The sequence below is a fragment of the Candidatus Nitrospira bockiana genome (genome assembly GCF_965152565.1).
Genome location: NZ_OZ224215.1, coordinates 1053656 through 1079338, shown reverse-complemented (window position 1 = coordinate 1079338; position 25683 = coordinate 1053656). Strand labels below are relative to the sequence as shown.

General features: G+C 60.1%; 21 protein-coding genes. 1 reads left to right on the top strand and 20 read right to left on the bottom strand.

Annotation, left to right across the window (positions count from 1 at the left end; translation table 11 throughout):
• Positions 1-256 precede the first annotated feature (256 nt).
• The 13 genes from ACWHYV_RS05365 to ACWHYV_RS05305 form a co-directional block, all read right to left on the bottom strand.
• Positions 257-1450, bottom strand: coding sequence for a multiheme c-type cytochrome (locus ACWHYV_RS05365; protein WP_447979625.1), 1194 nt, complete (start codon positions 1448-1450; stop codon positions 257-259).
• Between the two features lie 49 nt (positions 1451-1499).
• Complete coding sequence (locus ACWHYV_RS05360; RefSeq protein ID WP_447979624.1) at positions 1500-2789, bottom strand: multiheme c-type cytochrome; 1290 nt, start codon at positions 2787-2789, stop codon at positions 1500-1502.
• Positions 2790-2800: 11 nt separating this feature from the next.
• On the bottom strand, positions 2801-3211 hold the full coding sequence (locus ACWHYV_RS05355) for a hypothetical protein (RefSeq protein WP_447979623.1): 411 nt from the start codon (positions 3209-3211) through the stop codon (positions 2801-2803).
• Between the two features lie 133 nt (positions 3212-3344).
• Positions 3345-4181 carry an ethylbenzene dehydrogenase-related protein gene (locus tag ACWHYV_RS05350; RefSeq protein WP_447979622.1) on the bottom strand — a complete coding sequence of 279 codons (837 nt, stop codon included), beginning with the start codon at positions 4179-4181 and terminating at the stop codon, positions 3345-3347.
• A 72-nt stretch (positions 4182-4253) separates the two neighbouring features.
• Entirely contained in the window at positions 4254-5507 is a 1254-nt protein-coding gene (locus ACWHYV_RS05345; protein ID WP_447979621.1) for an NHL domain-containing protein, read from the bottom strand.
• A gap of 45 nt (positions 5508-5552) precedes the next feature.
• Complete coding sequence (tatA, locus tag ACWHYV_RS05340; RefSeq protein WP_447979620.1) at positions 5553-5834, bottom strand: twin-arginine translocase TatA/TatE family subunit; 282 nt, start codon at positions 5832-5834, stop codon at positions 5553-5555.
• Between the two features lie 13 nt (positions 5835-5847).
• Positions 5848-6663, bottom strand: coding sequence for a tetratricopeptide repeat protein (locus tag ACWHYV_RS05335; RefSeq protein ID WP_447979619.1), 816 nt, complete (start codon positions 6661-6663; stop codon positions 5848-5850).
• 48 nt (positions 6664-6711) lie between these two features.
• A complete protein-coding gene (locus ACWHYV_RS05330) occupies positions 6712-7848 on the bottom strand; it encodes a hypothetical protein (RefSeq protein ID WP_447979618.1) in 1137 nt (378 codons plus the stop codon).
• A 14-nt stretch (positions 7849-7862) separates the two neighbouring features.
• Positions 7863-9644: a B12-binding domain-containing radical SAM protein gene (locus tag ACWHYV_RS05325; protein WP_447979617.1), complete on the bottom strand. Its 1782-nt coding sequence runs from the start codon at positions 9642-9644 to the stop codon at positions 7863-7865.
• Between the two features lie 198 nt (positions 9645-9842).
• Positions 9843-10796, bottom strand: a complete 954-nt coding sequence (locus tag ACWHYV_RS05320; protein WP_447979616.1) for an ethylbenzene dehydrogenase-related protein — start codon at positions 10794-10796, stop codon at positions 9843-9845.
• A 76-nt stretch (positions 10797-10872) separates the two neighbouring features.
• Positions 10873-11832 (bottom strand): TorD/DmsD family molecular chaperone, encoded by a 960-nt coding sequence (locus tag ACWHYV_RS05315; RefSeq protein ID WP_447979615.1) that lies wholly within the window; start codon positions 11830-11832, stop codon positions 10873-10875.
• A 215-nt stretch (positions 11833-12047) separates the two neighbouring features.
• Positions 12048-12656: a 4Fe-4S dicluster domain-containing protein gene (locus tag ACWHYV_RS05310; RefSeq protein WP_447979614.1), complete on the bottom strand. Its 609-nt coding sequence runs from the start codon at positions 12654-12656 to the stop codon at positions 12048-12050.
• 13 nt (positions 12657-12669) lie between these two features.
• Positions 12670-13689, bottom strand: a complete 1020-nt coding sequence (locus ACWHYV_RS05305) for a hypothetical protein (protein WP_447979613.1) — start codon at positions 13687-13689, stop codon at positions 12670-12672.
• 144 nt (positions 13690-13833) lie between these two features.
• Between ACWHYV_RS05305 and ACWHYV_RS05300 the strand changes: the two genes are divergently transcribed.
• Positions 13834-14919, top strand: a complete 1086-nt coding sequence (locus ACWHYV_RS05300; protein WP_447979612.1) for a WD40 repeat domain-containing protein — start codon at positions 13834-13836, stop codon at positions 14917-14919.
• On the opposite strand, the gene ACWHYV_RS05295 is transcribed toward ACWHYV_RS05300, so the two are convergent.
• From ACWHYV_RS05295 to argS, 7 genes are all read right to left on the bottom strand, one after another.
• Complete coding sequence (locus tag ACWHYV_RS05295) at positions 14920-16368, bottom strand: sigma-54-dependent transcriptional regulator (protein ID WP_447979611.1); 1449 nt, start codon at positions 16366-16368, stop codon at positions 14920-14922.
• Positions 16365-19541, bottom strand: coding sequence for a PAS domain S-box protein (locus ACWHYV_RS05290; protein ID WP_447979610.1), 3177 nt, complete (start codon positions 19539-19541; stop codon positions 16365-16367). The genes ACWHYV_RS05295 and ACWHYV_RS05290 overlap by 4 nt, the downstream gene beginning before the upstream one ends.
• A 77-nt stretch (positions 19542-19618) precedes the next feature.
• A complete protein-coding gene (gene secF, locus ACWHYV_RS05285) occupies positions 19619-20536 on the bottom strand; it encodes a protein translocase subunit SecF (protein WP_447979609.1) in 918 nt (305 codons plus the stop codon).
• A gap of 17 nt (positions 20537-20553) precedes the next feature.
• Positions 20554-22194, bottom strand: a complete 1641-nt coding sequence (gene secD, locus ACWHYV_RS05280) for a protein translocase subunit SecD (RefSeq protein ID WP_447979608.1) — start codon at positions 22192-22194, stop codon at positions 20554-20556.
• A 95-nt stretch (positions 22195-22289) separates the two neighbouring features.
• Positions 22290-22616 carry a preprotein translocase subunit YajC gene (gene yajC / locus ACWHYV_RS05275; protein WP_447979607.1) on the bottom strand — a complete coding sequence of 109 codons (327 nt, stop codon included), beginning with the start codon at positions 22614-22616 and terminating at the stop codon, positions 22290-22292.
• A complete protein-coding gene (gene tgt / locus ACWHYV_RS05270) occupies positions 22613-23773 on the bottom strand; it encodes a tRNA guanosine(34) transglycosylase Tgt (RefSeq protein ID WP_447979606.1) in 1161 nt (386 codons plus the stop codon). The genes yajC and tgt overlap by 4 nt, the downstream gene beginning before the upstream one ends.
• Positions 23774-23820: 47 nt before the next feature.
• Positions 23821-25575: an arginine--tRNA ligase gene (gene argS / locus ACWHYV_RS05265; protein WP_447979605.1), complete on the bottom strand. Its 1755-nt coding sequence runs from the start codon at positions 25573-25575 to the stop codon at positions 23821-23823.
• Between the last annotated feature and the right edge of the window lie 108 nt (positions 25576-25683).

The following is a 25683-nucleotide window of genomic DNA, read 5'->3' as shown; positions in this document are numbered from 1 at the left end:
TTAATTGTTCACCTCTTTGTGGACTGCGGGGCACAGATGCGGCAGAGGGCTGGAACAAGCATCACCCAGGGAGCAAGAACGTGGCATACGGTTGGGCTGGGAAGAAAGGCTTGGACCGACCCAAAGACGCTGCGCGGTGGAGAACTCACGCCGCTTCGTGCGAGCCGGCAAGATGGTGAGGCGTCCGCGGACTCCATCCCGCAACCTGTCATCAGGTCGCTCTGAACACGCGGGAGGGAATCCCTGCGGCGCCCTCTTACCGCACTGGGACGTTCACGCTTTTCTTGACGATCGGAATGGATTGGAAAGCGGGATCCTGACTCCCTTTGGACGATTCGGCCTCGATCCGCTGCAGAAAGGTTGGCGGACCAGTCACAGGCGCATAGCTCAGCACCGCTTCCACGTCGAACGTCCGCGTATCCTTGGGGGTCGGAAACGTAAATGTCTCGACCCGGGTTTCTTCGGGCTTTAGGACGGTATCCTCCACCACTTTGGTCGCCTGAAAGTCGAACACCGTCTTCTGACCCTTCGCATCCGCATAGGTCCGGCCGTACACGCGTTGATCGCTATAGACGGTCTTGAGATTCTTCCCCAGCACCGTCAGGTCCAAGACCACCCGTGCCCAGCCCGGATGCGTGGTCGGCAAATTGTGCGGAACGAGACTTTGGACCGTGACCGTCACTTTCGTTTGATCGCCTTTGACCTCGGTTGCAATGTCCAGTCTGGCCGCTTCTTGCCGCAATTTCCCGACACGCCCGGGGAAGGTGTGATTTGCCACTTTCCGCTTGTTCTCGCCGTTGGCCGATTCCCCGACCTGTTCCGGCATATGGCACGTCTGGCACTCTTTTCCCGACTTGACGGCCTTGCTCGTTTCCCAGTTCCCCAACAGATCGTTGCTCTTGCCCAGATTCGCCGCCGCGGGGACGGCCAGATGGCAGTTCAAGCAGAGTTCCGATTTGCGGAAGAGATCGAGCTCCATCGACTGGTGCGCAAGGTTTGGAACCGCATCCTTGTAGGGACCGAAGAGCGTTTTGCCGGGCTCGTATTTGGGAGCCGGTGGTTGGCTGTTCCGGTCGATCTGCTTGATCAAGTGGCACTGCGCACAGCCCACTCCATCCAGGTTGGGGTCCCCCGACTGCACTTGGGACACGAATAAGGGAGCGTGATCCAAGAATTCGTTGATGTGCGGCGCGTGGCATTTGAAGCACAGCGCTTTATCCTTGCCGCCCGTAAACGCGAGATATTCATCGAGCGCGGCACGAAAGACCGGCGAATGGATCGAACGGGACAGCGGCGATGTTTCCCATTCCTCGAAAACGCGCTCATGGCACCGTTTGCACTTGTTGGAATGTGGGAACGCCTTCTCCACCACCGCCTTGCTCTTCGCGTCCTGGGCCACAACGAGGTGAACGGCACCCGACACACCCAGCACCAGAGCGACGATGATCATCGCCGCGCGTATCCGGTTGGTCACGATCCGAGACCCCTTTCCGCGTAGCTCAAAGCTGCTTCGTCCTGAAGGTCAACACACGCGGTTGCGTGTATTCTTCGATGAGCTTGATCGCCGCCTCGCGCTCCTTGTCGCTCGGCAGCGTGGCAAGATAGGCCGCCTGCAGTTGGGAATCGGGCTGGGGAATCAACGCATAGGTCAACAGCGCCTCCACGGTCACCGGGGTCTTTCCGCTGCCGATCTCTAGGCGAAACGGGACGCGACGGGTCGTTCCGCCCTTGATGAACGGCTCGGGAATCGGACCACGGAGAATCTCCTGGAACGGGAGACCGAAGCGCTTGACTTCGGTCGCCACCACCTCGCCCTTGGCGTCCTTCGCCGTCACGGTGACGAAAAACTGCTTCAGTACCGGGTCGCCGTCCGGAAAGCTATGTGGCAAACTGCCGATCCTGACCAAGACGGTCCCCTCCAAGGCCGATGACCCCTTCGAGACTTCCAGATCCAACCGCGGCATCCATTCGGCCTGCAGGTTGCGGTTCCTCAGCATGATGCCCGGGATGACGACGCCGCGAAACCAATGTCGGCCGATGGCGCGCGTCATGGCCCCGCGCTTGGAAGTGGAGCTGCCCGTCGACGGCTCCATGTGACAGTCCTGGCAGACGGTTCCTTGAAGAATTTCACCGGGCAGGTCCCGACGAGTCACATCCTTGACCTTGTCGAAGTGACAGGAGGTGCAATAGTTGGCCCCGCGAAACAGATCCGATTGCTGCGATGGGTGGACGAGGTTTTCCTCGGCATCGGGATACGGGCCGTACAGCGTTTCACCCGGCGTCAATTTGAACGTGGGCGGAGGCCCCGGAGTGTCGGCCACACCGCTGATGAGATGACAGGAGGCACACCCGATCCCTTCGATCTCGACCTTACCGGTCAGGATCTGCTGGTTGATCTTCTCGACGTGTTGAGGAAAGACGGTAGCGGCCGGCACGTGACATGAGAGACATTTCGCCCGCTGGTCGGCGGTTGGCTTCGTCTGGAGCCACAAACCCAGAACGGTTTTGAACACGGGGGACTCGAGTGCCGTGCCGTGCAGAAGCGCCGCGTCCACCCGCCCGAAGGTCTTGAGGTCAGGCGTCTGCTCCCGCATGCCCTTCCACTCTTCGTAATGGCGATCATGGCACTGTTTGCAATCCTCGGATCGAATGAAGACCTTCTCGATCTCGGAGATCCAGGCCTCCGGCGCCTGGCTGTCCTTTTGCGCGTCAGCCTGGCCCTGGTACAGCACGGCCGCAACGATAAGCCCGGCGATCCCCGCACCGACGATGAGCTGTCCCCTCCCCATCGCTTCCCCGATTAGTCCCGTTTGCAGCCGACGAAATGAAAATTGAGCACGCCGCCGACCCCTTGGGTTTCCGGATCGGCCGGCTCGTAGGTCCCCACCGTGAAATTACACGTGGGCATGGCCCGCTTGAGCGCACGCCCGAAGTCCTTCAGGTTTCTAACCTCTTCCTTGTCGATCTCCTTGATGACGGCGCGCACCTTGATCCCGGCGAGATCCGCCGGAGTCCCGCCAATCACCTCGAAGACCACGACGCCTTCCGGCTTCTGCAGCTTGAGTTCCTTCCGGATCTCTTCATCGACCGGTCCGACCACGATGCCGAATTGCTCCCCGAGGAGCATCGCGTCTTCTTCGGTCATCTCCCCGTTCGCACTCGCCGCCCACCCGGCCGGCAGACCAACGGAAGCGACCAAAAGAATCCACATGAAAAGAGCCCTACCCACCGCGAGTGGGAGGGCCCGCCACAACACTCGCATCCGCGAATCTCCTCCGAACGACGGCCGGAGACCCTTCACGCGCGCGGCGTCCGGTGACGGCATCCCCTGGTCTGGAACACGGTTACAATTGGCTGACGGGGTCCATCGACAATTGAAACCAGGGAGCCACCGCCTTCTGGCCATTGCGCTCTTTGTTTTCCCCGTTCCACACCGCAAAGGCGATCGCCTGCAAGCGACCAGGCTGGAGGGTCGCTTCATTCTCGAAATCAGTGCTGGCCAACGGTCTTCTGATCACAACACGCCAGACGCCGTCCTTCCACGTGGCCTTTCCTTGGACGCGCCCCTGGGACTGCTTGCTGGTCAACGTGCTGAACCCGCCGCCAATCAGGTCCTCGACCGATGATGCTCGCCGTGGAATCACCTCGAACCGCCGGACTTCGCCTTCAGCCTTCCGCTCGGTCGAGCGCGCGGCACGCCGGTCCACATCGCTCTGCCAGTCGGCCTTCCAATGCCAAATATTGATGTAGTGATCGAGCTGTCCCATGCAGAAAAAGGCCGGAGCCTCCCCAAGCGGGAGGCCGATCGCGACACCATCGCGGAACGTCCCGGGCGTGAGGCGATCGTTCTTCGTGTTGTCTTGCCATTCGAGCCAAAACGCGATATCCGTTCCATTGTGCACCGACCGCACGGTCAGCGCGCGCGCAGCAGGCTCCGGCCAGACAGGACGCGTGATGACTTGCCCGCTGAGCGGCAGCGTCAACGGGGGAACTTTATCCCAGGTGGGATCCTCCGGCGTGGTGGGAATCGTGCCGGAAATGAAGTGAGAGCGGATGTAGAGCCCTTGAGAGCTGACGATCGGAATACCGAAGGCACCGAGCACGAGCGCAACCGCAAACAACGCCGAGAACACTGGCACGAGCAACCGCGGCTGCTCACCCACCCGCTGCCATCGACCCATCGCAACCTCGTACGAACCTGCCGGCCATGCCGCCGGTCGGGCTCGGCGAATGACAGGCACCCGAGCCGCAGCTTACCACAATTTGGTGCGGCGGATCTTATTCTCCCCCCGCTCGCAAATGTAAAGGAACCCCTGTGCATCGAGGGCAAGACCTACGGGAGAATTGACAACGGCGTCGGTGGCGAGAAGCCCGTCGCCGTGTTTCAACTGTCCCGCCGCTTCTTTCGCGACAAACCGTGCCGCCCCGCATCCGCCCATGTGCTTGTCTTCGTACCCGCTGTCGCCGTTTCCCGCGATTGTGGTGATGATCCCTGTGCCCGCCTCCACGCGCCGGACGCGGTGGTTCATGGTATCCGAGACGTAGGCATTGTCCTGCGCATCGAAGATTACCGCCTCGGGAGCGTGCAGCATCGATCGTACTGCGGCTTTCCCGTCACCATCCCAGCCGTAACGGCAGACACCGGCCAGCGTCGAGATGACCCCGGTGTCTTTGTCGATCTTCCGGACTCGATTGCTGCCCTTGTCGACCACGTACACGTGCCCGCGGCTGTCGACGGCGATCCCGACGAGATCGTACAACCGCGCCTCTCGAGCCGGCCGACCGTCGTCCAGATAGAGGGAGAGATCCAACCCATCCGAGCACACCGGCATGAGCCATCCATTGTCGTCGCTGAAGTCGATCCCGATTGCATCGCCGGAGAGCACGACGAGATTTCGTGCGACGAGCGGCTGCTCGCGCGCGTCATCCTCCTCCGACCATGTCCCGGCGATCGTCGTGACGAGGCCGGTTTGAGGATCGTACCGGCGGACGCGGTGAGCCTGGGTATCGGCGATGTACAGCACGTCGTCAGCATCGAATGCAATGGCCGCAGGCCACGTCAGGTTGATCTCGAGCGCCGGCCCATCGCCGTTATAGCCGTGTTGGCCGCTTCCGACGACGGTCGTGATCGTGCCGGTTTCGTGGTCCACCCTGCGGATACGATTGCTGCCGGAGTCGCAGATATAGAGATTGTTCTGCGAGTCGAACGCGAGATCGAGCGGCAGGTAGAGACCGGCTTCGCTGCACGGCCCCCCGTCGCCGCTGTAGCAGGTTTCGCCGATGCCCGCAAAATTGTGAATCGTACCTTCCTTCAGGTCGATACGCCGAACGCGGTCCGATCCGGACTCCGCGATGTAGAGATAGCGCTGCTCTTTGTCGAGCGCTACATGGTGTGGAAGAGGAATGCCGGCCTTGACCGCCGGCTTGCCATCCCCCGTGCTCCTCGCCTTTCCATTACCGGCGAAGGTTTCGATATAGCCGATCGCAAGTTCGACACTCGTACCCATGGTCCGCCCTTCTCCTACGATCGCCGACGACAATCAGCCATGACGTCAGCCTTTGGTGGAGGGCGCCGCGGTTTGGGGCTCGGGCATCGCCATCTGGACGGCGGGAGCAGCAGGCGCCGGCTGGGCTGTCACTTGATTGGGCATCTCAGCCTGCACCTGCGGCTGGGACTCGGCGTCGATCGCCTCCGCTTCATGGACGGATTTCTTGAAGCCCTTGATCGCCTTGCCGAGGCCCTCGCCGAGCTGCGGCAGCTTCCCGGCTCCGAAGATGATCAGCACGATGAACAGGATCAGAATCAGCTCGGTGAATCCGATGCTTCCAAACATACCAGGTCTCCTTTTATTGAGGTGACGCACGGCCTGATTCCCGTGCGCGCTTGGCGAACCGTTCTTTCAACTTCTGGCGCGTCTGCTCGGCCTGCTCGAACATCTTGCACTTATCATAGGTGCTGATCAAGTTGTAGTAGGCCAGGGGCTCGTCCGGATTGTGATCCACGGCGTCTTCCATGACTTTGATGGCGAGATCCGTCTTCTTGTGATTGAGTGCGATCTCCATGAGCTTGAAGCTGGCCTCGAGATGCTTGGGATCCAGTTCCAACGTCTTGAGATAGCACTGCATGGCCATATCGATCGTGTTGTAGTCGGAAACCGAGGGGTTATCGAGCTCGACGTAGACGCCAGCCAGGTTATACCAAGCGATGGGATCCTCCGGGGTCACCTCGACGAGCCGCTCGTAATATTTCCGGGCATCCATGAATTGGCGCTTATCCGAGTAGACCCGGCCGAGATTGAACAGCGCGAGCACGTCATCGGGGAAGACTTCCAATGCCTTTCGGAACTGTGCTTCAGCCTCATCGATCATCCCTTTGGTGCCGTAAATCGTCCCGAGGTTCGAATAGTACATGGCCAGAGAGCGATTCATCTCCATCCGCAGGGCTTCGGCCATCTCGATCGACTTTTTGACCTCGGTTAGCGCATCGTCCAGCCGCCCCTTGCTGAAATACAGCTCACCCAATCGACAACGAGCCTGAAAATCTTCACCATCCGTCGCCAGCAGCTTCTCGAGCTCGGCGATTTCTTCATCCGGGGTGAGCGGCCGTTCCTGCTCCGCCACCGTCCCTGCCTCGCTTTGTCCCGTCACGTTCTGGTCTTCCATGGTAATCCTCGACTGATCGAATCAGTCCGTGGTTTCGAAGTGAAGTGATTAGATGCGCTCGCCGACCATCGTGCCCGCCGCACCCACCATCGCCGCGCCCTCCGGACGGCCCTCCAGCGGCTCGGCGGCTTTCATCGCCACGCGTTGGCGCTCCATCGTCAGCAGGAGCAGCCCCAGTACGACCATCAAGGTCAAATGGGAAAGTTGCAACGCGTACCCCGCCATGAACATCAACCCGAGGCCGTACCCGGCCAGTCGCCCCATCGTGACTTGTTTCAGCACGGCATAGCTCCAGCAAAACAGCCCAGCGACATAGCACGCGAACGGCAGGTAAAACGTGTACCCCATGCCCATCTGAAAAATCCAGCCAATGCCTTCGCCCGCTTTGCGCACCGACTCGGCCGTCGCAGGATCGTACCGCACGAGCACGTAATCCAGGAAAAACAGGGCCAGAAACACCGCCACCCCGCTGCCGATGGTCCAGAGCACGCGCTTCCGTTGTCGGCGGTTGGAGGTACGAACGGAGATGCCGCCGTACGCCCAAAAGGCCAGGACGCTCGAGAGCACCATCATGGCCTCGCCAAGGCGGTTGATTTCATGGGCCCAGGGCGGTACCGCTAGAATCTCCCAGAAGCCGTAGACCGTGGAAATGGTCTGGTAATAGAGCCAGCCGGACACACCCAGCAGAAAGGTGACGACCATGGCGCGCTGCCCGACGTGTCGATGCGTCTTCAGGTATTCGACCCCCAACAGACCGAGCACGATCCATGTCACGATGTTGTATATGATCGCCCCCAGCATGACGGGCGGGAGAATGAGGAAGGCGACCGTCAGCACGAGTAACAAGGCCACTGCACCAACGATGAGCCTGTCGGATATCCGGCGGCCGAGCTCTCTCAGCTTCATGAGGATGATGAGGGACAAGCAGAGGAACGCGAGCAGCGAGACGACGTTCAGCAGCGTGAAGCCGATCGACGACAGAGCCTTGAACAGCACCCGGATCCAGTCGTACTGTGCGGCCAGCTTGCTGAGATGCATGCCGAGCCGGGAGACGAGGCGGTAGAGGACGAGCTCGAAGAACGCGGCCAGGAACAGAAACTTGAGCGCGTACTCGAGGAGCAGTCCGTGCTCATCGATGCGGCCCACGCCCTTCTCCAGCACCACGACATCTTCGCTCGCGTGCATCGTCCTTCACCGATTCATGAGCCCGTCGGCTGCGGGACCGCTCGCGCCTGGGCCTTGGCCCGGGCGATGTAGAGAAGCCCGTCCGCCATGGAGTAATTGAACGGCAACTCGCACACGACGGCGCTGATCTTCTCGTACACGTACTGATAGAGATGTTCCGCCTGCTCGGGCGTCATTCCGCTCTGCACTTCGTAGAAGAACCCGAGGCTCAAGTCTTCGGAGGACGGACGCATGATCCGCCGAATCCCATAGCCGCCGGGATCGCTCATGATCGGCGCTTCCTTTTCGAGATCGAAGAGACAGGGTTGGCACGAGAAGCCGAACGAGGAATGCAACCGCGTGTTCTGCACAACGAAATTCATCGTCTCCAACGCTTCCTCCTCCGTCTCAGTCGGGAAGCCGACGATGATGTAACAGTGAATCGCAACACCGAGATCCAGGCAGTCCTCGGTGATCCGGCGGACGCTCTCCTGCTTGATCCCCTTCTTCATGAAGTCCATGACGCGCTGATTGAACGACTCCAGACCGAAGACGATCTTCAAGCAGCCGGCATCCCGCATGGCGGTCAGCAGCTCCCGAGACAGGTTTTTTTCGAACCGCATCTCGCAGGTCCACTGCAGGTTCAGACCACGCTCGATGAGCTGTTGGCAGAGGCGCTTCGTCGGCGAGAGCGCTAGACATTCATCGGTGAAAAAGAAGAAGGGAGTGTCGTACTTCTCGGAGAGCATCTGCAGTTCATCGACCGTCTTCCCGGGGTCCTTCTGGCGGAAATTCTGATGGTCGAGGGTCAGCGCGCAGAACGCGCAGTCTTTGTAATAACAACCCCGAGAGAACTGGACCGGGAGCACCGTTTCAGGGGCCAGGTACTTCCCGAGCGGAAAGCCGTCATAGTCGGGTGCGGGGAGGTCGTTGATGTTTTCGGAGTAGAAGGGCTGATTGACGGTAATGCGGCCGTTCTGCCGGTAGATGAGATTCGGCACCTTGCTGAGATCCCGCTTTCCAGCCAGCTGATTCACCAGTTCCAGCAGCGCCGTCTCGCCCTCGAAGACGATAAAGTCGTCCGTGATGTTGAAGAGCTCCGGGCAACGCCGGAGATTATCGACCAGGCGCGTGAAAATGCTTCCGCCGACCGTCAGATGAACGTCTGGATTCGCCTCCTTGATCAGCCGACACAGGGTGAGCCCAGGAATGATCTGCGAGGTAGCCGTGATCGACACGCCGATCAGATCCGGCTGTTCGGCAAGAATGGAAGCGAGAAACCTGTCCCGGAACAGGCCCACGTAAGGGTTCTGTTCCTCATCCCGAATGGCTTTGATCAAATCGCGTGACGAGTAGATCGAATACTGGCCAAACTGGTTGTCGACAACCGTTAAGCGGGTGGGAAAGTACAGCGTCGACAGGAACTCGAGCCACTTGTCCACGAGGAACAAACTGTCCCTATACAGTTCGAGATCGTAGAAGTCTTCTCCGCGCAATGTCTCTTTCGCCAGATCGATTCGTTCGAACAGATACGGAAACCGCTCAAGCGCCTCGACCGCCCGTGCGTGATGTTCCTTGCTGTTAGGTCCAATATCAGGAAGCGCACGACCTTCGAGCGCTTTCACCTTGTCGCGCAACCGCCCGTACATCTCCTCGCCATAGGAGGGCGACAAGGCCATATCCAAGACTTCGATGTTCAAGTCCCGCTGAGTCACGTTATGAATGCCGGCTTGCTTGAGAAAGCCGGTCAGTGACGGCAGGCTCAAGTACGGCTGAGACGGATGCCAACTGGGTGGAAACAGCAGCGAGATTTTCACGTTGATCCTTCCGCGGAGGCTCGCGCCGTGCCGATGGTCACGGAGCGACGGTATTTTATACACCCTCTGAACTTTCCAATGCAACCGCGTGATCCGCGTGTGACATCGCCCCGGAGCATGCTTCTAGAAAGTCAAAGCCCCGAGTCATCTGCCTCGCGACAGCGACTCGGGGCTCTGTTGACTGCCTTTAGCGGCGAATCAGGGCAGCTTCAAGGTGTACCAGGTTGAAATGCCCTTCATGCCGTTCCGTTCGACGTTGCTCCCATCCCAGACAGCAAAGGCAACCGGAACCGACATGCCCGCCTTGAACTGCACATCGTTAGGATCGTTGGTCGTGAGCGCGCGCTTCACCACGATGCGCCAGGTCGGCCCCACACAGCATCCACCCTTGATGGAACCGGCAGGCTCCCAGAGACCGTTCCCGATCACATCCTGGTGAGCCTGTGTCGTCAACGTGCTGAACCCGTTCGCATTGAGGTCTTCAACGGAGCTGATGCGCAGAGTCGGATCGGACATGATGTTGCCCGACCAAATCCCAGGATTGAAAGGACCAAGGCTCCGACCGATGCGATCGGGATAGGTCACCCCTCCAGCCGGCTCCTCGAAATAGTAGTCCCAGAAGATACCGGGATACTGGTCATCCACGTCCCACAGACCCGCGCTGTCTTTGCCGATATCCTTTTGCCACTCCGCGTTCCAACGCCAGATGTTCACCGTTCCACCCGATTGGCCCATGCACTGGAAGGGCGGCGCCCCTGATGTATTCACCGGGAACTGAATGGCGGCTTGATCACGGAAGTCCTGTGGACCGATGGTGGTGTCATTCTTCGTCTGATCCGACCAGTCCAGACGGAAGCCCAATTCCTTCCCGTTGGTTACCGCTTTGACGAACACCGACTTCACCGCAATATTGGGATGCATCGGCGTGGTAATCGTCTGGCCGCTCAGTGGAACCACGACACCTGGAACGCCTTCCCAAATAGGATTGGCCCCATCCATTGGGATTGGCCCCTTGATCGCCTTCACCGGAATCGTCACCGGTTGGCTGACCGCAAGAGGCACCTGCCCAATCGTCAGCATGACCCCGACGATCAGGGCAGAGAGGAGAATGCCAAACACTAGTTTTTTATTGCGTGTCTGCACCACTCTCATAAAATTATGCCCTCCCGATTAAAGATTTAAGAAAACTGCTCGGCAAAATAACCCCGCAACGACTCGCACCCGCAGCTTAGGCCGTTCCCACAGGCCCGGATTGTTCGTCCTTCTCCTTATGATCCATGAACGATTGCGCACCCACCTCGTTCAGCAGGATATTCAATTCATTACCCTGATCCTGCGCACCGCACTCGTAGGTTTGCCCTTCAGGGGCATTGAACGTGGCAGGGCGGTAGTCGGCTTCCGAATAGGGCTGCGGGTTCACCCCCAGGTAAGCCGCGTCGAACTCCATCCAATCGGATGTAAAATCGGCGATGTAGCGGAAAAAGCCGGAGTCCGCCTTCTTGGCCAGCATCCTGCTAAACAACGGTACCCACCGACCAATGTGTTCCTTCACGAACTTCTTTTGCGCGTCCACCACGATCTGGGTCTTGTCGGATCCATCGTGGCAGCGCGCGTAGGATTCCTTGTAGGCCAAAAAATGCATGAACTCGAGCTCGACGCTCAGGTGATCCATCCGTTCATGAATGTCCCGTGAGAGCTCGACGCCAAAGGCTTTGTAGAAGCCGGCGATGTCACCCATGACATGCGCCTGACCGAACACGTGGTCATTGCCGAACAGGGTTTCGTACGGAGGGCAATCGAGCGTAATGACGTTGCTGAACACTCGGCGGTGCTCGGACTGAAGATCAGCCAACTGCCAGTTGGCACATTCCGATGCAACCCAGGCTTCGATCTGCTCGAACCCTTTGAGAATGGAGGTCAGTTTCTTTCTGGCCCGTTCACCGCCAATCCCTTCAAGCGATTGGCTCAAGTTCTCAATCGCGGACCGACCGTCCTCGACAAATTCTCCGCTCTGAAGATAATCCAAGAATTCGTCGTCTTCGGGATACAGCATGCTCCAGGAAATGAGCAGATAGAGCTTGCTTCGGCTCAGTGCGCGCTCTACAGCGGGTGAATCTTTCAGAGCTGTCTGGGCGGGAACGACTCCTGCGGAACCGGAGGGGCTTCGTTGACTTTCCATGGTACCCATGCCTCTTCTCCTTCAAGTGCGAGTTCGAAATCCGACTACGAACAAAGAGACTCGGCTTTCAAACATCGACCTGCCAGGGCAACGGTTCGGGTATCATAGGCAAAGGGCAAAATGATGTCAAGCATCAACTCACTGCCCTCAAGCTCAATGATTTCCGGTTCCGCCGCGCCTGACCATCTCTGCTTGTCGGCGAATTCTTTCGTTCCCTTCAACGCTTAGAAAAGCGGCGCGTCACCGATCCGCAACAGTCGTGCGGGACGGACGGTGATGGCCGTCCGGTCATTGACGCTCTTGCACGTGTATTCACACAAACCACATCCGACACAGTTACTGCTCGACACTGACACTCGCATGGTCTCGAAATCCATCGAGATGGCCCCGGTCGGGCATTTCGACACACAAGCGTTGCATCCCTGATCGGCGGTACAGGTCTGAGTTGCCACCACCGCGAGACCCATCCGGACATCAGTGAGACCGTCGATTGGTCGCAGTGCGTCCGTCGCACAGGCCGAGACGCATGGAAAGTCGTCGCAGAGATGGCAGGGTGCCACGTCTGGAAAGAGGACCGGGGACCCGTCGCGGGGATCGAGTTGGATGGCCTCGTGCGGACACGCCTTGAGGCAATCGCCGCACTTGGTGCACCGCGCGAGAAACAACGTCTCGGGCGCGGCGCCAGGCGGCCGCAGCCAGTCGTGCCGCGGCACGATCGCCGCGGGCTCGGCCGGAGCGTCTCGATGCTTGACATACTCCTGCGCGGTCTTGGCGATCGAGACCAGCGAGTCTTTCAGAAAATGGCGCCGTCCGTAACTCGGTTCGGATGCCATAGGGATACGGCGACTACATCACGCCGTCGGCGCGCAGCTTGTAGACTTCCACGCAGCGATCGCACGCGCCGTATTCGACATCCCAGCCGGGATGGTTTTCGCGAATGTAGTCGAGCACGTGTTTTTCGACCTTGGTTCCCAGGTCTTCCACCCACGAATAGGTCGGAAAGCGGCAGAGGGGACAGGGGAACCCGGGCATGAGCATCACTTTGTTGACGGTGTCCGGAACTTCCCCGCCTTCCACTTCGACCGCGCGGTCCATGACGCGCAACGTGTCGGTCGCCATCTCGACCAGTTCTGAATGGGTAAATAAATCGGCTTGCCACAGCCCTTCGAACACCGACTTCAACTGTGCCGGTGGGATCTTGCGGTACCACGAGCGGAATTCTTTGAAGCGATCTTCCCGACTCAGCATGGGGTCTTTCCCGGCGCGAGTCAGGCGACTGTCGATGTTCATGCACCAGAGCACCCGATAGCGGTGCAGGATCAGGGTCTCTTCGCCGGGGTTCTGGCCGACCTTCGTGTCCGGATCATACTGAAACTCCTGGCTCAGCATATCGGCGATGTGGGTCAGCTCATGGCGGCAGTACCGGCTGAGAGCCGGATCATAGAACCGACGCGGGATCAATTTAATGCCGACGCCTTTGAGCCCTTGCTCCTCGAATTGTCGGGCCAGCTCCTGCTCGACTGACCCCCACTTTCGGAGAATATCGACGCCCTCTTGATCCTCTTTCAAGACCCCCTTGACGAGCACGATCCCGATCTTCTCCTTGAGATCTGGGAACTCGTCAAAGGCATCACGAATGATGTCTGAAAAACCCCAGATACCGAAGAGGTATTGGTAGAGCTTCTTGAACTCCGCTTCTCGGTCGTCGAGTGAAAAACGCTCATAGATCGGGTCGGCAAGCTCGTGGAATTCCTTGTAATAGCTCGGATCACCCTCACGCTCCGTCTTCTCGATGAACGAGTCGATGACTTCCTGAAGCAACGCCGGCTGAAAGCGGATATCCAACGTCCGTTCTCGGGTGGTCATAGGGCACGTCCTTTTACGCCAAAGTGATTGCCTTGACTTGGTTTACGAGCATTTCATAAGATGGGGTCGGTCCGATGGGCAGTAGATTATAGCCACCGCTCACGGGCATTTGCAAACACCAGGCTATGCAGAGAGAGGAATCTTATGGAGCCGCTCGCGAGTCCGCAGACTGGAGGCGTTGCCGAAGCCGTTGCTCGCCGTCCGGTTGATCTGTTGGAGTATTGGAAAGCCGATCTCAGAGAAATCAGAACCTATCGTGGTCATACTCAGGGCGTCTGGTCCGTCGCGATCGCACCCGACCAACAGACGCTGGCGAGCGCCGGCGTGGATCGTCTCGTGAGAATCTGGGATGTCGAAACCGGCCGACTCCTCCGATCGCTCAGGGGGCACACGCAGGACATCCGTGTGGTCCTCTTCACACCGGATGGTCAGACCCTCATTACAGGCAGCGATGATCGGACGATTCGGATATGGAACCCCAAAACAGGAGAGCCGACGAAGCTGTTGTTCACGCGCTATGACCACAACGTCTGCAGCCTTTCCTTATCTCCCGACGGGCTCATGTTGGCCCGCGGCGCCCACAACAAGGACATCAAGATCTGGGAGGTGACCACGGGGACGGAACTGATGACGCTGCTGGGAAAGGATCAGTACGACCATCATTGGTCGGTCTGCGTGGCTTTCTCGCCGGACGGCATCCACCTCGCCAGCGGCAACGACATCGGCAAGCTGAAGATTTGGGAGGTCCTCCCGAGTGGCGAGGAGAAGCTGCTTCACAACGGCCATTGGCGGGAAACCGAAGACGACGAGACGACGGAAGCCCGCGGGTTCTTCGTCGAAGACGACGGCGGGTTCCAAAAGCCGATGGACTACTGGATCGGCGCGCTGGCCTACACACCGGATGGTCGTATCCTGATCACTGGCAGTCGGGACGCGACGATCAAGCTCTTCGAAATGCCGCATCTGGCGGAGATCCGTACGCTCAAGGGCCACTCCGGTTGGGTGCGATCCCTCGCCGTCTCGCCGGACGGCAAGGTGTTGGTGAGCGCAAGCGACGACCAGACGGTGAAGTTCTGGGACATTCAATCGGGCCGGCACTTCCGCACCCTGAAGGCTCATGCGGGCCCCGTCCGTTGTGTCACCTTTTCACCCGACGGTTTGCGACTCGCTACCGGCGGATGGGATCGGCTGGTCAAGCTGTGGGAGGGCGGGAACGAGCAAGAAGGATAGCTACTCGTCGTCCTCCTGATCGGAGCCGTTTCGTTCGGACGGGATACCGTAGCGCTTACACTTCTCCCACAGGGCCTTTCGGCTGAGGCCCAAGATTCGAGACGCCACGGTCCGGCTGCCCTCCACCCGCTCCAAGACCGACACAATGTAGTCCCGCTCGAAGCGCTCACGCGCCGACGCGAGCGCTTCGAGCGCGACGGCCTCCTTCCCGCCTCCGCTCAAGCCTTCGCTGCAGAACCCACAGGTCGGCTGAGGTGGCCCGCCGATGTACGGACACGACGGCTGGCCGCATAACGTCCATGCCTGGATCTCTTCGTTGGGACGGCCGAGGGCCACCGCGCGCTCGATCAGATTCTCCAGCTCGCGGATATTGCCCGGGAATGAATACCGGAGGAGGAGCTCCTGGGCGCTCTGCGAGAATCCCTTCAGCGGCTTGTTGAGGCGCTCGGAGCGCGTCCGGAGCATATGCTCGGCAATCAGCATCAGATCTTCCCGCCTCTCACGCAGGGGGGGAATGGCCAGCGGCACGACGTTGAGCCGATAATAGAGGTCCTCACGGAAGCGCCCCTGCTGGACCTCTTTCTTCAAGTCCTTCTGGGTCGCGCACACCAGGCGGACATCGACCTCGATCGTCTCGTTCCCGCCAACCCGCTCGAACTGCCGTTCCTGGAGAACGCGCAGGAGCTTGACCTGCACCACCGGAGAAATCTCGCCGATCTCATCGAGGAAGAGGGTGCCTTTGTGCGCCATTTCGAATCGACCGCGCCGCTGACGCACGGCCCCGGTAAAGGCACCCTTCTCATGGCCGAACAATTCAGCTTCGAGCAGCGTTTCAGGGAGCGCGGCGCAACTGATCTTCACAAGCGCCTGATCTTTACGCGGGCTGTTGCGGTGAATGGCGTTGGCGATCAGCTCCTTGCCGGTTCCGCTTTCCCCCACGATCAGGACGGTCGAGTCGGTCGCGGCGACCATCTTGACCGTCTCGAGGACGTCCCTCATCCGAGGACTCTTGCCGAGAATGCCCTCGAAGTTGAACTTGCCTTCGAGCTCCTCGCGCAGGTGCAGATTCTCCTCACGCAAGGCGAGCACCTTGCTCACCCGATCGACGATCAACAAGAGCTCGTCCATGGAGAACGGCTTCGTGATGAAGTCGTAGGCGCCGTGCTTCATCGCCTCGACGGCCGCCTCCACGGACCCATGCGCGGTGATCATGATGACTTCGGTGCGGGGCGACCGCTGCTTGCAGACCTGCAGCAGTTCGAGTCCATCGGTCCCGGGCAGCCGGAGATCGGAGATGACGATGTCGAAGACGTTCGAGTTGAGGAGATCCAGCCCTTCCTGGCCGGTTGCGGCCGCACGGACCTCGTACCCGACGGCCTTCAAGGCATCGGTCATCGACAGGCGGATCAGCGGCTCGTCGTCGATGATCAAGACGGTGGGTGCTTTCATATCCCTTTCCCGACCGGCGCCCGGTCCCGGTTGATCGGCAGCCAGACCGTGAACACCGATCCCTTCCCTACTTCACTCTCGACCTGGATCGTCCCCCCGTGACGCTCCACGATCCCCAGGCTGACGGACAAGCCCAAACCGGTCCCCTCGCCCGTCCCCTTCGTCGTAAAGAAAGGATCGAAGATCTTCGGGAGCACACTGGCGGGGATGCCGCATCCGGTGTCCTCGATTTGAATCGCGCAGCGTTCCTGCGCCTCTTTCGTCCGGATCGTGATGACGCCTCCGCTGCGCATCGCCTGGACGGCGTTCAAGATCAAGTTCATGAGCACCTGCTCGAGCATGTGCCGATCGACCATGAGCGGCGGAAGCGCGTCACTGAGCTCTTTTTCCAGTCGAATGCGATGTGCGATAAACGCGTGGTCCGTGAGGACCAGGACCCGTTCGATGACCTCGTTCAAGCTCGTCAATGACAGCTCCGGCTCATGTTGTTGTGAGAACTCCAACAACTGCCGCACGATTTTTTGAACCCGCCGCAGGCCGTCCTCCATCGAGAAGACGTATTCGGCCTGGCGCTCCGGCGACAGCGTCCCCTTCCGGATGTTGTACAGACAATTCAGGATCCCGCCCAGCGGGTTGTTGATCTCGTGGGCGACCCCGGCCGCCAGCTTGCCGATCGACGCGAGCTTCTCGGAGCTCAGAATCTGTTGCTCCAGTTTCTTGGTCGCGGTGATATCGCGGGCGATCCCCAGCACACCGAGGATCCGGCCGTCTCGGTCCGTCAGCGGGGACACGCTGACGGTGGCCGTCCGGACGTCGCCGTACTTCGTCACCACTTCGACTTCATAGACCTGCTTGACTCCGATGTCGAGGGTGCTCTTGAGCCGCCGGCCGCGGTGGCGTTTCGACAGTAAGGCGAGGTAGGGGCGGCCCAGCAGATCCTCCTTCTTGTAGCCCCACACATCGATCTTGCTGTTGACGTAGGTGAACCGCTGCTCCGCGTCCAACGTGTAAATGACATCGTTGGCGTTTTCGAGGAGGTTTTCGAGGTACTGCTTCGTTTCCTCGATTTCTCGCGTCCGCTCCCTGACCTTGATTTCCAGCTCCTCATTGTACTGTTGGAGATGCTCTTCGAGCCGCTTGCGCTCGGTGATGTCGTGTAGCTGTACCATCACCGCCGGCTTCGTTCCATCGACGATCCGGATCAGATCCATCTCCACCGGTATGAGCGTGCCGGCGCTGCTGAACACGGCGATCTCGTGGGCCGGCACCTGACTCTCTCCGCTCACGATTTTGTTCAACAGCGCCTGGGTGGTCCCATGATCGCGGGGTGCGACGATATCCAGAAACGGCCGCCCGACCACCTGAGCCTCCGCGTACCCCAACAGCTGCTCCTCCCGCTTGTTCACCCCGATGACGCTGCCGTCCGCATTGACGACGAAAATCGAATCGGCGGCCAGATCGAACAAGGCCTTGTACCGGCGCTGCGATTCGGACAACTGCTGCGTCCGCTCCGCCACCTCCTGCTCGAGCTGCGTGGTGTGCCGGTGCACCTCCTGCTCCAGCAACTTGCGCTGGGTGATGTCGCGCACGAACGCGCGCGAATACAACAGCCCGCCCCCCTCGGGGTCGAACAGGGCGGTGGAATGGATTTCGACGTCGATCGCCTTGCCCTGCTTCGTCAGAAACACGGTTTCCATCGTCCCGCGCCCTTGCCCCATGAGGCGCTCCAAATACGCGAGCACCTCGGATTCCCTCCCGCGCGGGACGATGTCCCAGAGATGCATCGCCAGCATCTCCTCGTGCGTATAGCCCAGCTTCTCCAACTCGGTTTTGTTGACGTGAACGAACCGGCCCGCCTTGTCGAGCTGGTGGATCATCTCGGGCGAATTCTCGATCAGGTCGCGGTACTTCTCCTCCAGACGCCGGATCTCCCCCATACGCTGCTCGAGCTGCGTGAAGGACTGCTTCAGATTGGCGGCCATGCGGTTGAACGCGTCCGCCAAGTGCTCGATTTCATCGCCGGTCTTGATGTCCAGCCGATGGTCGAGGGCTCCTGTACCGATCCGTTGAGCGCCGTCGTGGAGCAAGCGGATCGGTTTCACGAGGCGCTTGGCGACGATCGCGCCCGTCCCCCACAGCACGGCGAAGACGACGACGCCATACGCAAGGACCTGCCACACGAGCTGGCGGAGGGGCGCATACGTCTCGTCGGGGTTTTGCCGCACGAACGCCACCCACCGTTTTCCGCCGAAGCTCGCCGGCGACAATTGATGGGTGAGCCGCACCGGGGCAAAGCCGACGATCGCGTTACGGCCACCGTGCGTGTCGTCGGCCGCCACAATCCACCCTGCCCGCATCTCGCTCATCGCCTTGAGCAAATCCGTGGAAACCGTATGCTCCTCGGGGGCCAGAACCGGACAAATCAACGCCGCACCGTCCATCGTCATCAGCATGGCATGCCCGGTGTCCCCGATGACGACATCGGAGATCGAATGGAAGAGCGCGTCCCGCCGGAGAATCAGGCTGACGGTTCCGATCAACCGCCCCTGTTCGTCGTCGAAGATCGGCACGGAGACATTGAGCGCGTGGGTGCCGAACGAGGGATCGAAATACATCTCGCTCACGTACACCTGCCCTTGTCCTCCGTTGAAGGCCGCCTGCCACCATGCGGTCTTGCCATAGTAATACTCGACGTGCGGGATCGAGCTGACCACGAGAGCGCCACGATTGTCGGTAACGAGAATCGCGATGTAGTCGGAGCGTCTGATGTCGTGCCAGCGGATGAGATAATTCGTGACGATGCGGTTGATGAACAGGGGAAAATCGTTCTTGCGCTCACGCCCGCGCCAGCGTCGCTGCCAGTCGTTGATCATGGCTTGGACTTCTTTGTCGTCCTTTCCGACATAGCTGCGATTGGCTTCGCTGACCGCTGTTTTCAAGAATGGGGTCGTCGCAAGCTGCTGGGCCTCATTGATGCCCCTGGTCACCTGCATCTCGATGCGCCGTGCCGCTTCGACGGCGATTTCCTTGAAGTTGGCGCCGGTGGTCTCTCTGAGCGCGCGGCGCTCCTCGAGGTAGGTGAGGATGAGAGAAATGGTGAGGGGAAGGAGGCCGACCATCACGATGGCCGTGATGACCTTCCGCTGCAGGCTTTGCGGGCCGAAGGGTTTCATTCCGGTAACGTCCGCGCGTAACGTCAGGATCTTATTGTCATTGACGCTCCTTCCTGATGTCAAGAAATGGTAACATGCTATCCCCGCTTCAGGAGGCGGCCCTGCCCGCCCGGCCAGAGCAGGACCAAGGGGCTCGCCACGAAGACCGAGGAATAGGTGCCGAAGATGACGCCGGTGAGAAGGGCCAACGAGAAATCATGGAGGACTTCTCCTCCGGCGAGGGTCAACGGGATCAAAACCAGGACCACGGTGAGACTGGTTACGATCGTTCGGCTCAGAACTTGATTGATCCCGTTATTGATGACGGTTTCAATCTGATCCCGCCGGCGCACCTTCAAATTCTCCCGGATCCGGTCGAACACGACGACCGTGTCGGTGAGCGAATACCCGGCAAGGGTCAGGAGCGCGGTGACGACGAGCAGGGTGATCTCTTTGTCCAGGATGTAGAAGCCGCCCAGAACGGCAAGGACGTCGTGGAACGTGGCGATGGCGGCCGCGACCCCGAAGCGGAATTCGAATCGGGCGGCGATGTAGATGACGATCCCGGCGAGAGAAATGGCGATTGCAATCAGCGCGTCCTGCTGCAGCTTTTTTCCGATCGTCGGTCCGATCTCGGTCGACGACTCCACCGTGAACGAGTTGTCGGGGAACTCCTTGTGAAAGACCGCCACGATGCGATCGGCTATTTTTTCTTCGATCGTCGTGCCCGCCTTCACTCGGACCAGGAGCTTGTTCTCTTGAACGAACTCCTGCAGGTCGGCATTCGGCAAGCCCTGCGACTCCAAGGCCTTTCTCGCCTCATCGATCCGGATGGGCTTCTCGAATTTCAGCTGAACGGCGGTGCCGCCGGAGAAGTCGATGCCCAGGTTGGCCTGTCCCCGGGCGATCTGGACGAGCGCAATGACCCCAAGCAGCACCATGATGCCGGAGAAAAGGAAGGCATAGTAGCGCTTTCCCATGAAGTCGATATTGGTCTTGCCGAGAATCTCGAGCATGATCCTCCCCGGGTCTGCTAGATGCTCAACTGCGACAACTTCCGGCGCTGATTGATCCAGTCGAAGACGACCTTGGTGCCGACCAGCGCGGTGAACAGGTTGATGGCGATGCCCAAACACAGGGTCACGGCGAATCCCTTGATCGGGCCGGTCCCGAAGAGAAACAGGACGAGCCCGGTGATCAAGGTCGTGACGTGCGAATCGATGATGGTCAACAGGGCCTTGTCATAGCCGCCATCGACGGCGAGACGGACCGGTTTCCCCTGTCTGAGCTCTTCCCGGATCCGCTCGAAAATCAACACGTTGGAATCGACGCCCATGCCGATCGTGAGAATGATTCCGGCGATCCCCGGCAGGGTCAAGGTGGCATTGAGACCGGCCAACGCGCCGACCAGGCAGATCAGGTTCAGGACAAGGGCGAAATCGGCAATGACGCCCGACAGCCGGTAATAGAAGACCATGAACAGGATGACCATGGCTCCCGCGACCAACGTCGCCCGGATGCCTTTCTCGATCGAATCCCGACCAAGCGACGGGCCGACGGTGAGATCTTGGATGATTTTCAGTGGCGCCGGAAGGGCGCCGGCCCGCAGGACGATGGCGAGATCGTTGGCTTCCTGGGTGGTAAACGTGCCGGTGATTTGCGCGCGGCCCCCACTGATCCGCTCTTGGATCACGGGCGCCGAATAGATCGTGTTGTCGAGAACGATGGCCATCCGCTTCTTGACGTTCTCCGCGGTAATCCGGTCGAACTCTTTGGCCCCCTTGGCGTCGAATGTGACGGCGACGTACGGCTCGTTGAATTGTCCGATCGCGACCCGCGCATCACTCAGCACGTCGCCGGCAAGCATCACGCGCTTCTTCACGAGATACGGCACGCGGAACTCCCGGCCGGTGTCCTTCTCCACGACCTTCTCGAACAGGATCTGATCGCCCTCGGGGATCTTGCCTTCGAACTGCTTGAGCAGCTCCTCTTCTTTCCCCTTGGGAACACGCGTCGGCAATTCCATGGCCAGGTTGCTCGACTCGTCCAGCATCTTGAACTCGAGGAGAGCGGTTTCCTTGATCAGGTCCTTGGCGCGCTTCGGCTCCTTGATCCCCGGAAGTTGGACGACGATTTGCTTCAAACCCTGCCGCTGGATGAGCGGCTCCGCGACACCGAACTGGTCAATGCGGTTGCGAATCGTCTCCAGTGCCTGATTGATCGCCGAATCCTTGATCCGTTTGACCTCCGCATCCCTGAGTTGGTAGACGAGGGTGTTCGCCCCCTGGCCCTCCGCCTCGACGAACGAAGGGAACTCCTCCATCACCTTTTGGATCGACTCCTTCAGCTCGCCGTTTTGATAGCTCAACGTCACTTGGTCGCGCCCGGTTCGCTTCACCGATTCAACCGGAATTTTCTTGTCGGCCAGGAGGTCCTGAATGGCGGTGACCGAGCGGTCGACGGCGATCTCGACGGCCCGCTCCTCCTCCACTTCCAGCACCAGGTGAATGCCGCCTTGGAGGTCGAGCCCCAGCGTGATCCCCTTGTTGGGCATGATCGTTTTCACCCAGTCGGGCAAGGACTGATAGACCGAGGGCAACGACGGCACAAAAAACACGATCGAGAGCACGACAACGAGCCCAAGGAGCAGAAAACGACCGCCGACCTTTTTCATCCGTTGTTCAACCTTTCTCCACGAGCCTCACAGGGCTCGGATGGCCTCCAGGCAGGCTGACGAGACGTCCCGCCCTCCAAAGGGACCACCCGATCTCATTCCTCTTCATCGGTTCGGACGCGGGCAATGTGGTCCCGCTGAATCTTGACCTTGGTGTTGTCCGCGATTTGAAGCGTGACGGTATCCTTCCCCAGGTTCGTCACGGTACCCCAGATCCCGGAGGAGGTCACGACCTTGTCACCCTTTTTCAACGCGTCGAGCATCTCCTTCAGCTTCTTCTGGCGCTTCTGTTGCGGCAGAATGAGCAAAAAATAGAAGATCACGAAGATCAGGATGAAGGGGAGGAAAGAAAGCCAGGCACTCCCCGTTCCAGTTCCCGTCCCGGCGCCCTGCGCCCAGGCCACCGATGCCAGCACCGTCACCGTTCCACCTCCTCGCATGCCGACGTGACGTGGAGATCCCGATCGTTCCCGAGCGCCGCACGGCGTTGATGGAAGGCCGTCCGGAACGCGTCAAACGTTCCCGCGGCGAGCGACGATCGGATCCCACGCATCAACTCCGCAAAGTAGTACAGGTTATGCAGCGTATTCAGTCGGACACCGAGCATCTCCTTGACGTTGAACAAGTGATGGAGATAGGCGCGTGAATAGCGCCGACAGACCGGGCAGCCGCAGGAAGGATCGATCGGAGCGTCGTCCCGGGCATACTGCGCCTGTTTGATGACGACCCGGCCGGTGGAGGTGAAGAGCCAACCCGTCCGGCCGTGGCGGCTCGGCACGACGCAGTCGAACAGATCGACTCCGCGCGCGGCCCCCTCCACGAGGTCTTCCGGCATCCCGACGCCCATCAGGTAACGCGGCCGGTCCGGAGGCAAATGCGGCACCGTTGCGGAGACCATGGCGTACATGACCGGCTTGGCTTCCCCGACCGAGAGCCCGCCGATGGCATACCCATCGAATCCCATCCGTACCAGCTCGCGAGCACCTGCCGCACGCAATTCGGGATCATGCCCACCCTGCACGATGCCGAACAGCGCCTGATCGGCGCGGCGCTTGGCGGCGAGGCAGCGAGCCGCCCACCGGTTGGTCCGGGCCAACGCCGCCTCGAGCCGCTCACGTGCCGCCGGCAACGCGACGCACTCGTCGAACGCCATGATGATGTCGCCGCCCAGCGCTTCTTGGATCTGGATCGCCCGCTCGGGCGTCATCACATGCGAGGAGCCGTCCACATGGGACTGAAATGTGACGCCGTCCTCCGTCACCAGGCACAGCTTGGCAAGACTGAAGACCTGAAACCCTCCGCTGTCGGTCAGAATCCCACCCGACCACCCGGTGAAGCGATGCAGGCCACCGTGCGCGGCGACGACATCATGACCAGGACGTAAAGACAGATGGTAGGCATTGTTGAGAATCAAGCCATAGCCCATTCGCTGAAGGTCGTCGGGGTCGATGCCTTTGACGGCCCCCAACGACCCCACCGGCATGAACGCCGGTGTCTCGATCTCGGCGTGCGGGGTCCACAAGCTTCCCAACCTCGCCGCGCCGCGCCAGTCTGTGTGCCGAACCGTGAATCGGATCATCGATCAGTAGAAGCGTCTTTTCGTGGGCGCGGTCGCTGCGGCTCCTCTCACATCCGCTCAGGCGCCGAGATCCCGAGCAGGTCGAGGCCGTTCTTGATGACATGCTGAACCTGACGCATGACGGCCAGCCTCGCGGCCGTGACCTCGGGCGTCGGCACTTCTTTCGAGCGACCCGACGACTGATCCGCCGACACGAATCGACCATCGGCCGGCTCCGGTTCGGCGCTCGCAGGCATGATGCGGTGCTTGTAATAGAAGGTGTGGAGCAGTCCGGCGAGCTCCTGGAGGTAGAAGGTCACTCGGTGCGGTTCGAGCGCGGCGGCGCTGGCTTCAATCAGCAACGGATAGGCGGAGAGTTTCCGAATGAGCGCGAAATCGTCCGGGTCCGACAGGACGGCTAAGTTGGCATCACGGACCGACGGCACCGTGATCCCTCGCTCTTCGGCCACCCGGAAGAGACTGGACAAGCGCGCATGAGCGTATTGAACATAGTAGACCGGATTTTCCGCCGACTGCTGCTTCGCCAATTCCAAATCAAAATCGAGATGGCTGTCCGACCGCCGCATGAGAAAGAAAAACTTGGCCGCATCCGGACCGACTTCGTCCAGGACGTCCCGCAGCGTCACGAACTCTCCGCTGCGCTTCGACATTTCCACTTTCTTCCCGCTGCGGAGCAAATGCACCATCTGGACCAAGACGACGCGCAGGCGGTCCTTGGGATGGCCATAGGCCTGGACGGCGGCTTCCATCCGCCCGATGTAGCCGTGGTGATCAGCCCCCCACACGTCGACCAGCAGATCATACCCTCGCATCAACTTGTCCCGGTGATACGCGATGTCCGACGCCAAATACGTCAACTCGCCTTCTTGCTTCCGGACAACGCGGTCCTTGTCATCGCCATAGGCGGAGGAGCGGAACCACCATGCGCCCTCTTGCTCGAACAACAGGCCCCGGGTACGAAGATCGGCGAGAACGCGCTCAACGGCACCTGACTGCACCAGGCTGGCCTCGCTGAACCAGGAATCAAACGTCACCCCGAAACGTTCCAGATCTCCCCGGATCTGTTCAAGCATGTCGTGACCGGCCATTTCCCGACAACGCTCTTGGGCTTCGTCTGCGGGTAAGCGTAGGAGCGCGGAGCCCACTCGCTCTTGAATACGGGCCGCAGCTTCCTCGATATAGGCGCCCCGGTAGCCTTCCTCAGGAAATGAGGCGGGTCGCTGGTGACGCTCCAAGTATTTGGCATAGACCGATTCTCCGAGCAGTTTCATCTGCCGCCCGGCATCGTTGATGTAGTACTCGGACACGACATGATAGCCGGCCGCTTTCAGGAGGTTCGCAAGCGCTTGGCCGACCGCCGCACCCCGCCCATGGCCCACATGCAAGGGCCCGGTCGGGTTCGCGCTCACGTATTCGATCAGCACACGCCGCCCGCGGCCGAGATCGCTCCGGCCGTAGGCCCCGCCCTGTTGCTCGATTTCAGCGAGCACCTCGAACCAGAGATCGCGCTTCACGGTCAGGTTCAGGAACCCGGGCCTCGCGATGTCGATACGATCGAAGACGCCGGTGTGGCGCTGGAGATGGTTGGCAATAATCTGGGCCACCTCTTGCGGAGCCCGCTTCTCCGACGAGGCAACCGCCATGGCCACGGTGGATGCGAGATCGCCCCATTCGGGACGCTTGGGGAGATCGAGCGACAAGGCAGGGAAGACCTCAAGCTTGAGTTCGCCCTGTTGTTTGGCTTCGTGCAGTGCATCGGACAGTGCCCCGATGACCTTGTCACGAACTGGATCCTGGGCCACCAATGACTCCTAACTCCTTATGATCCCGTCAAAAAAACAGCAGGGGACTGTAGCACAACTCCTTCGGCAGAACAAGCAGATCGACCTGGGGGTGTCAAGCCAAAATAG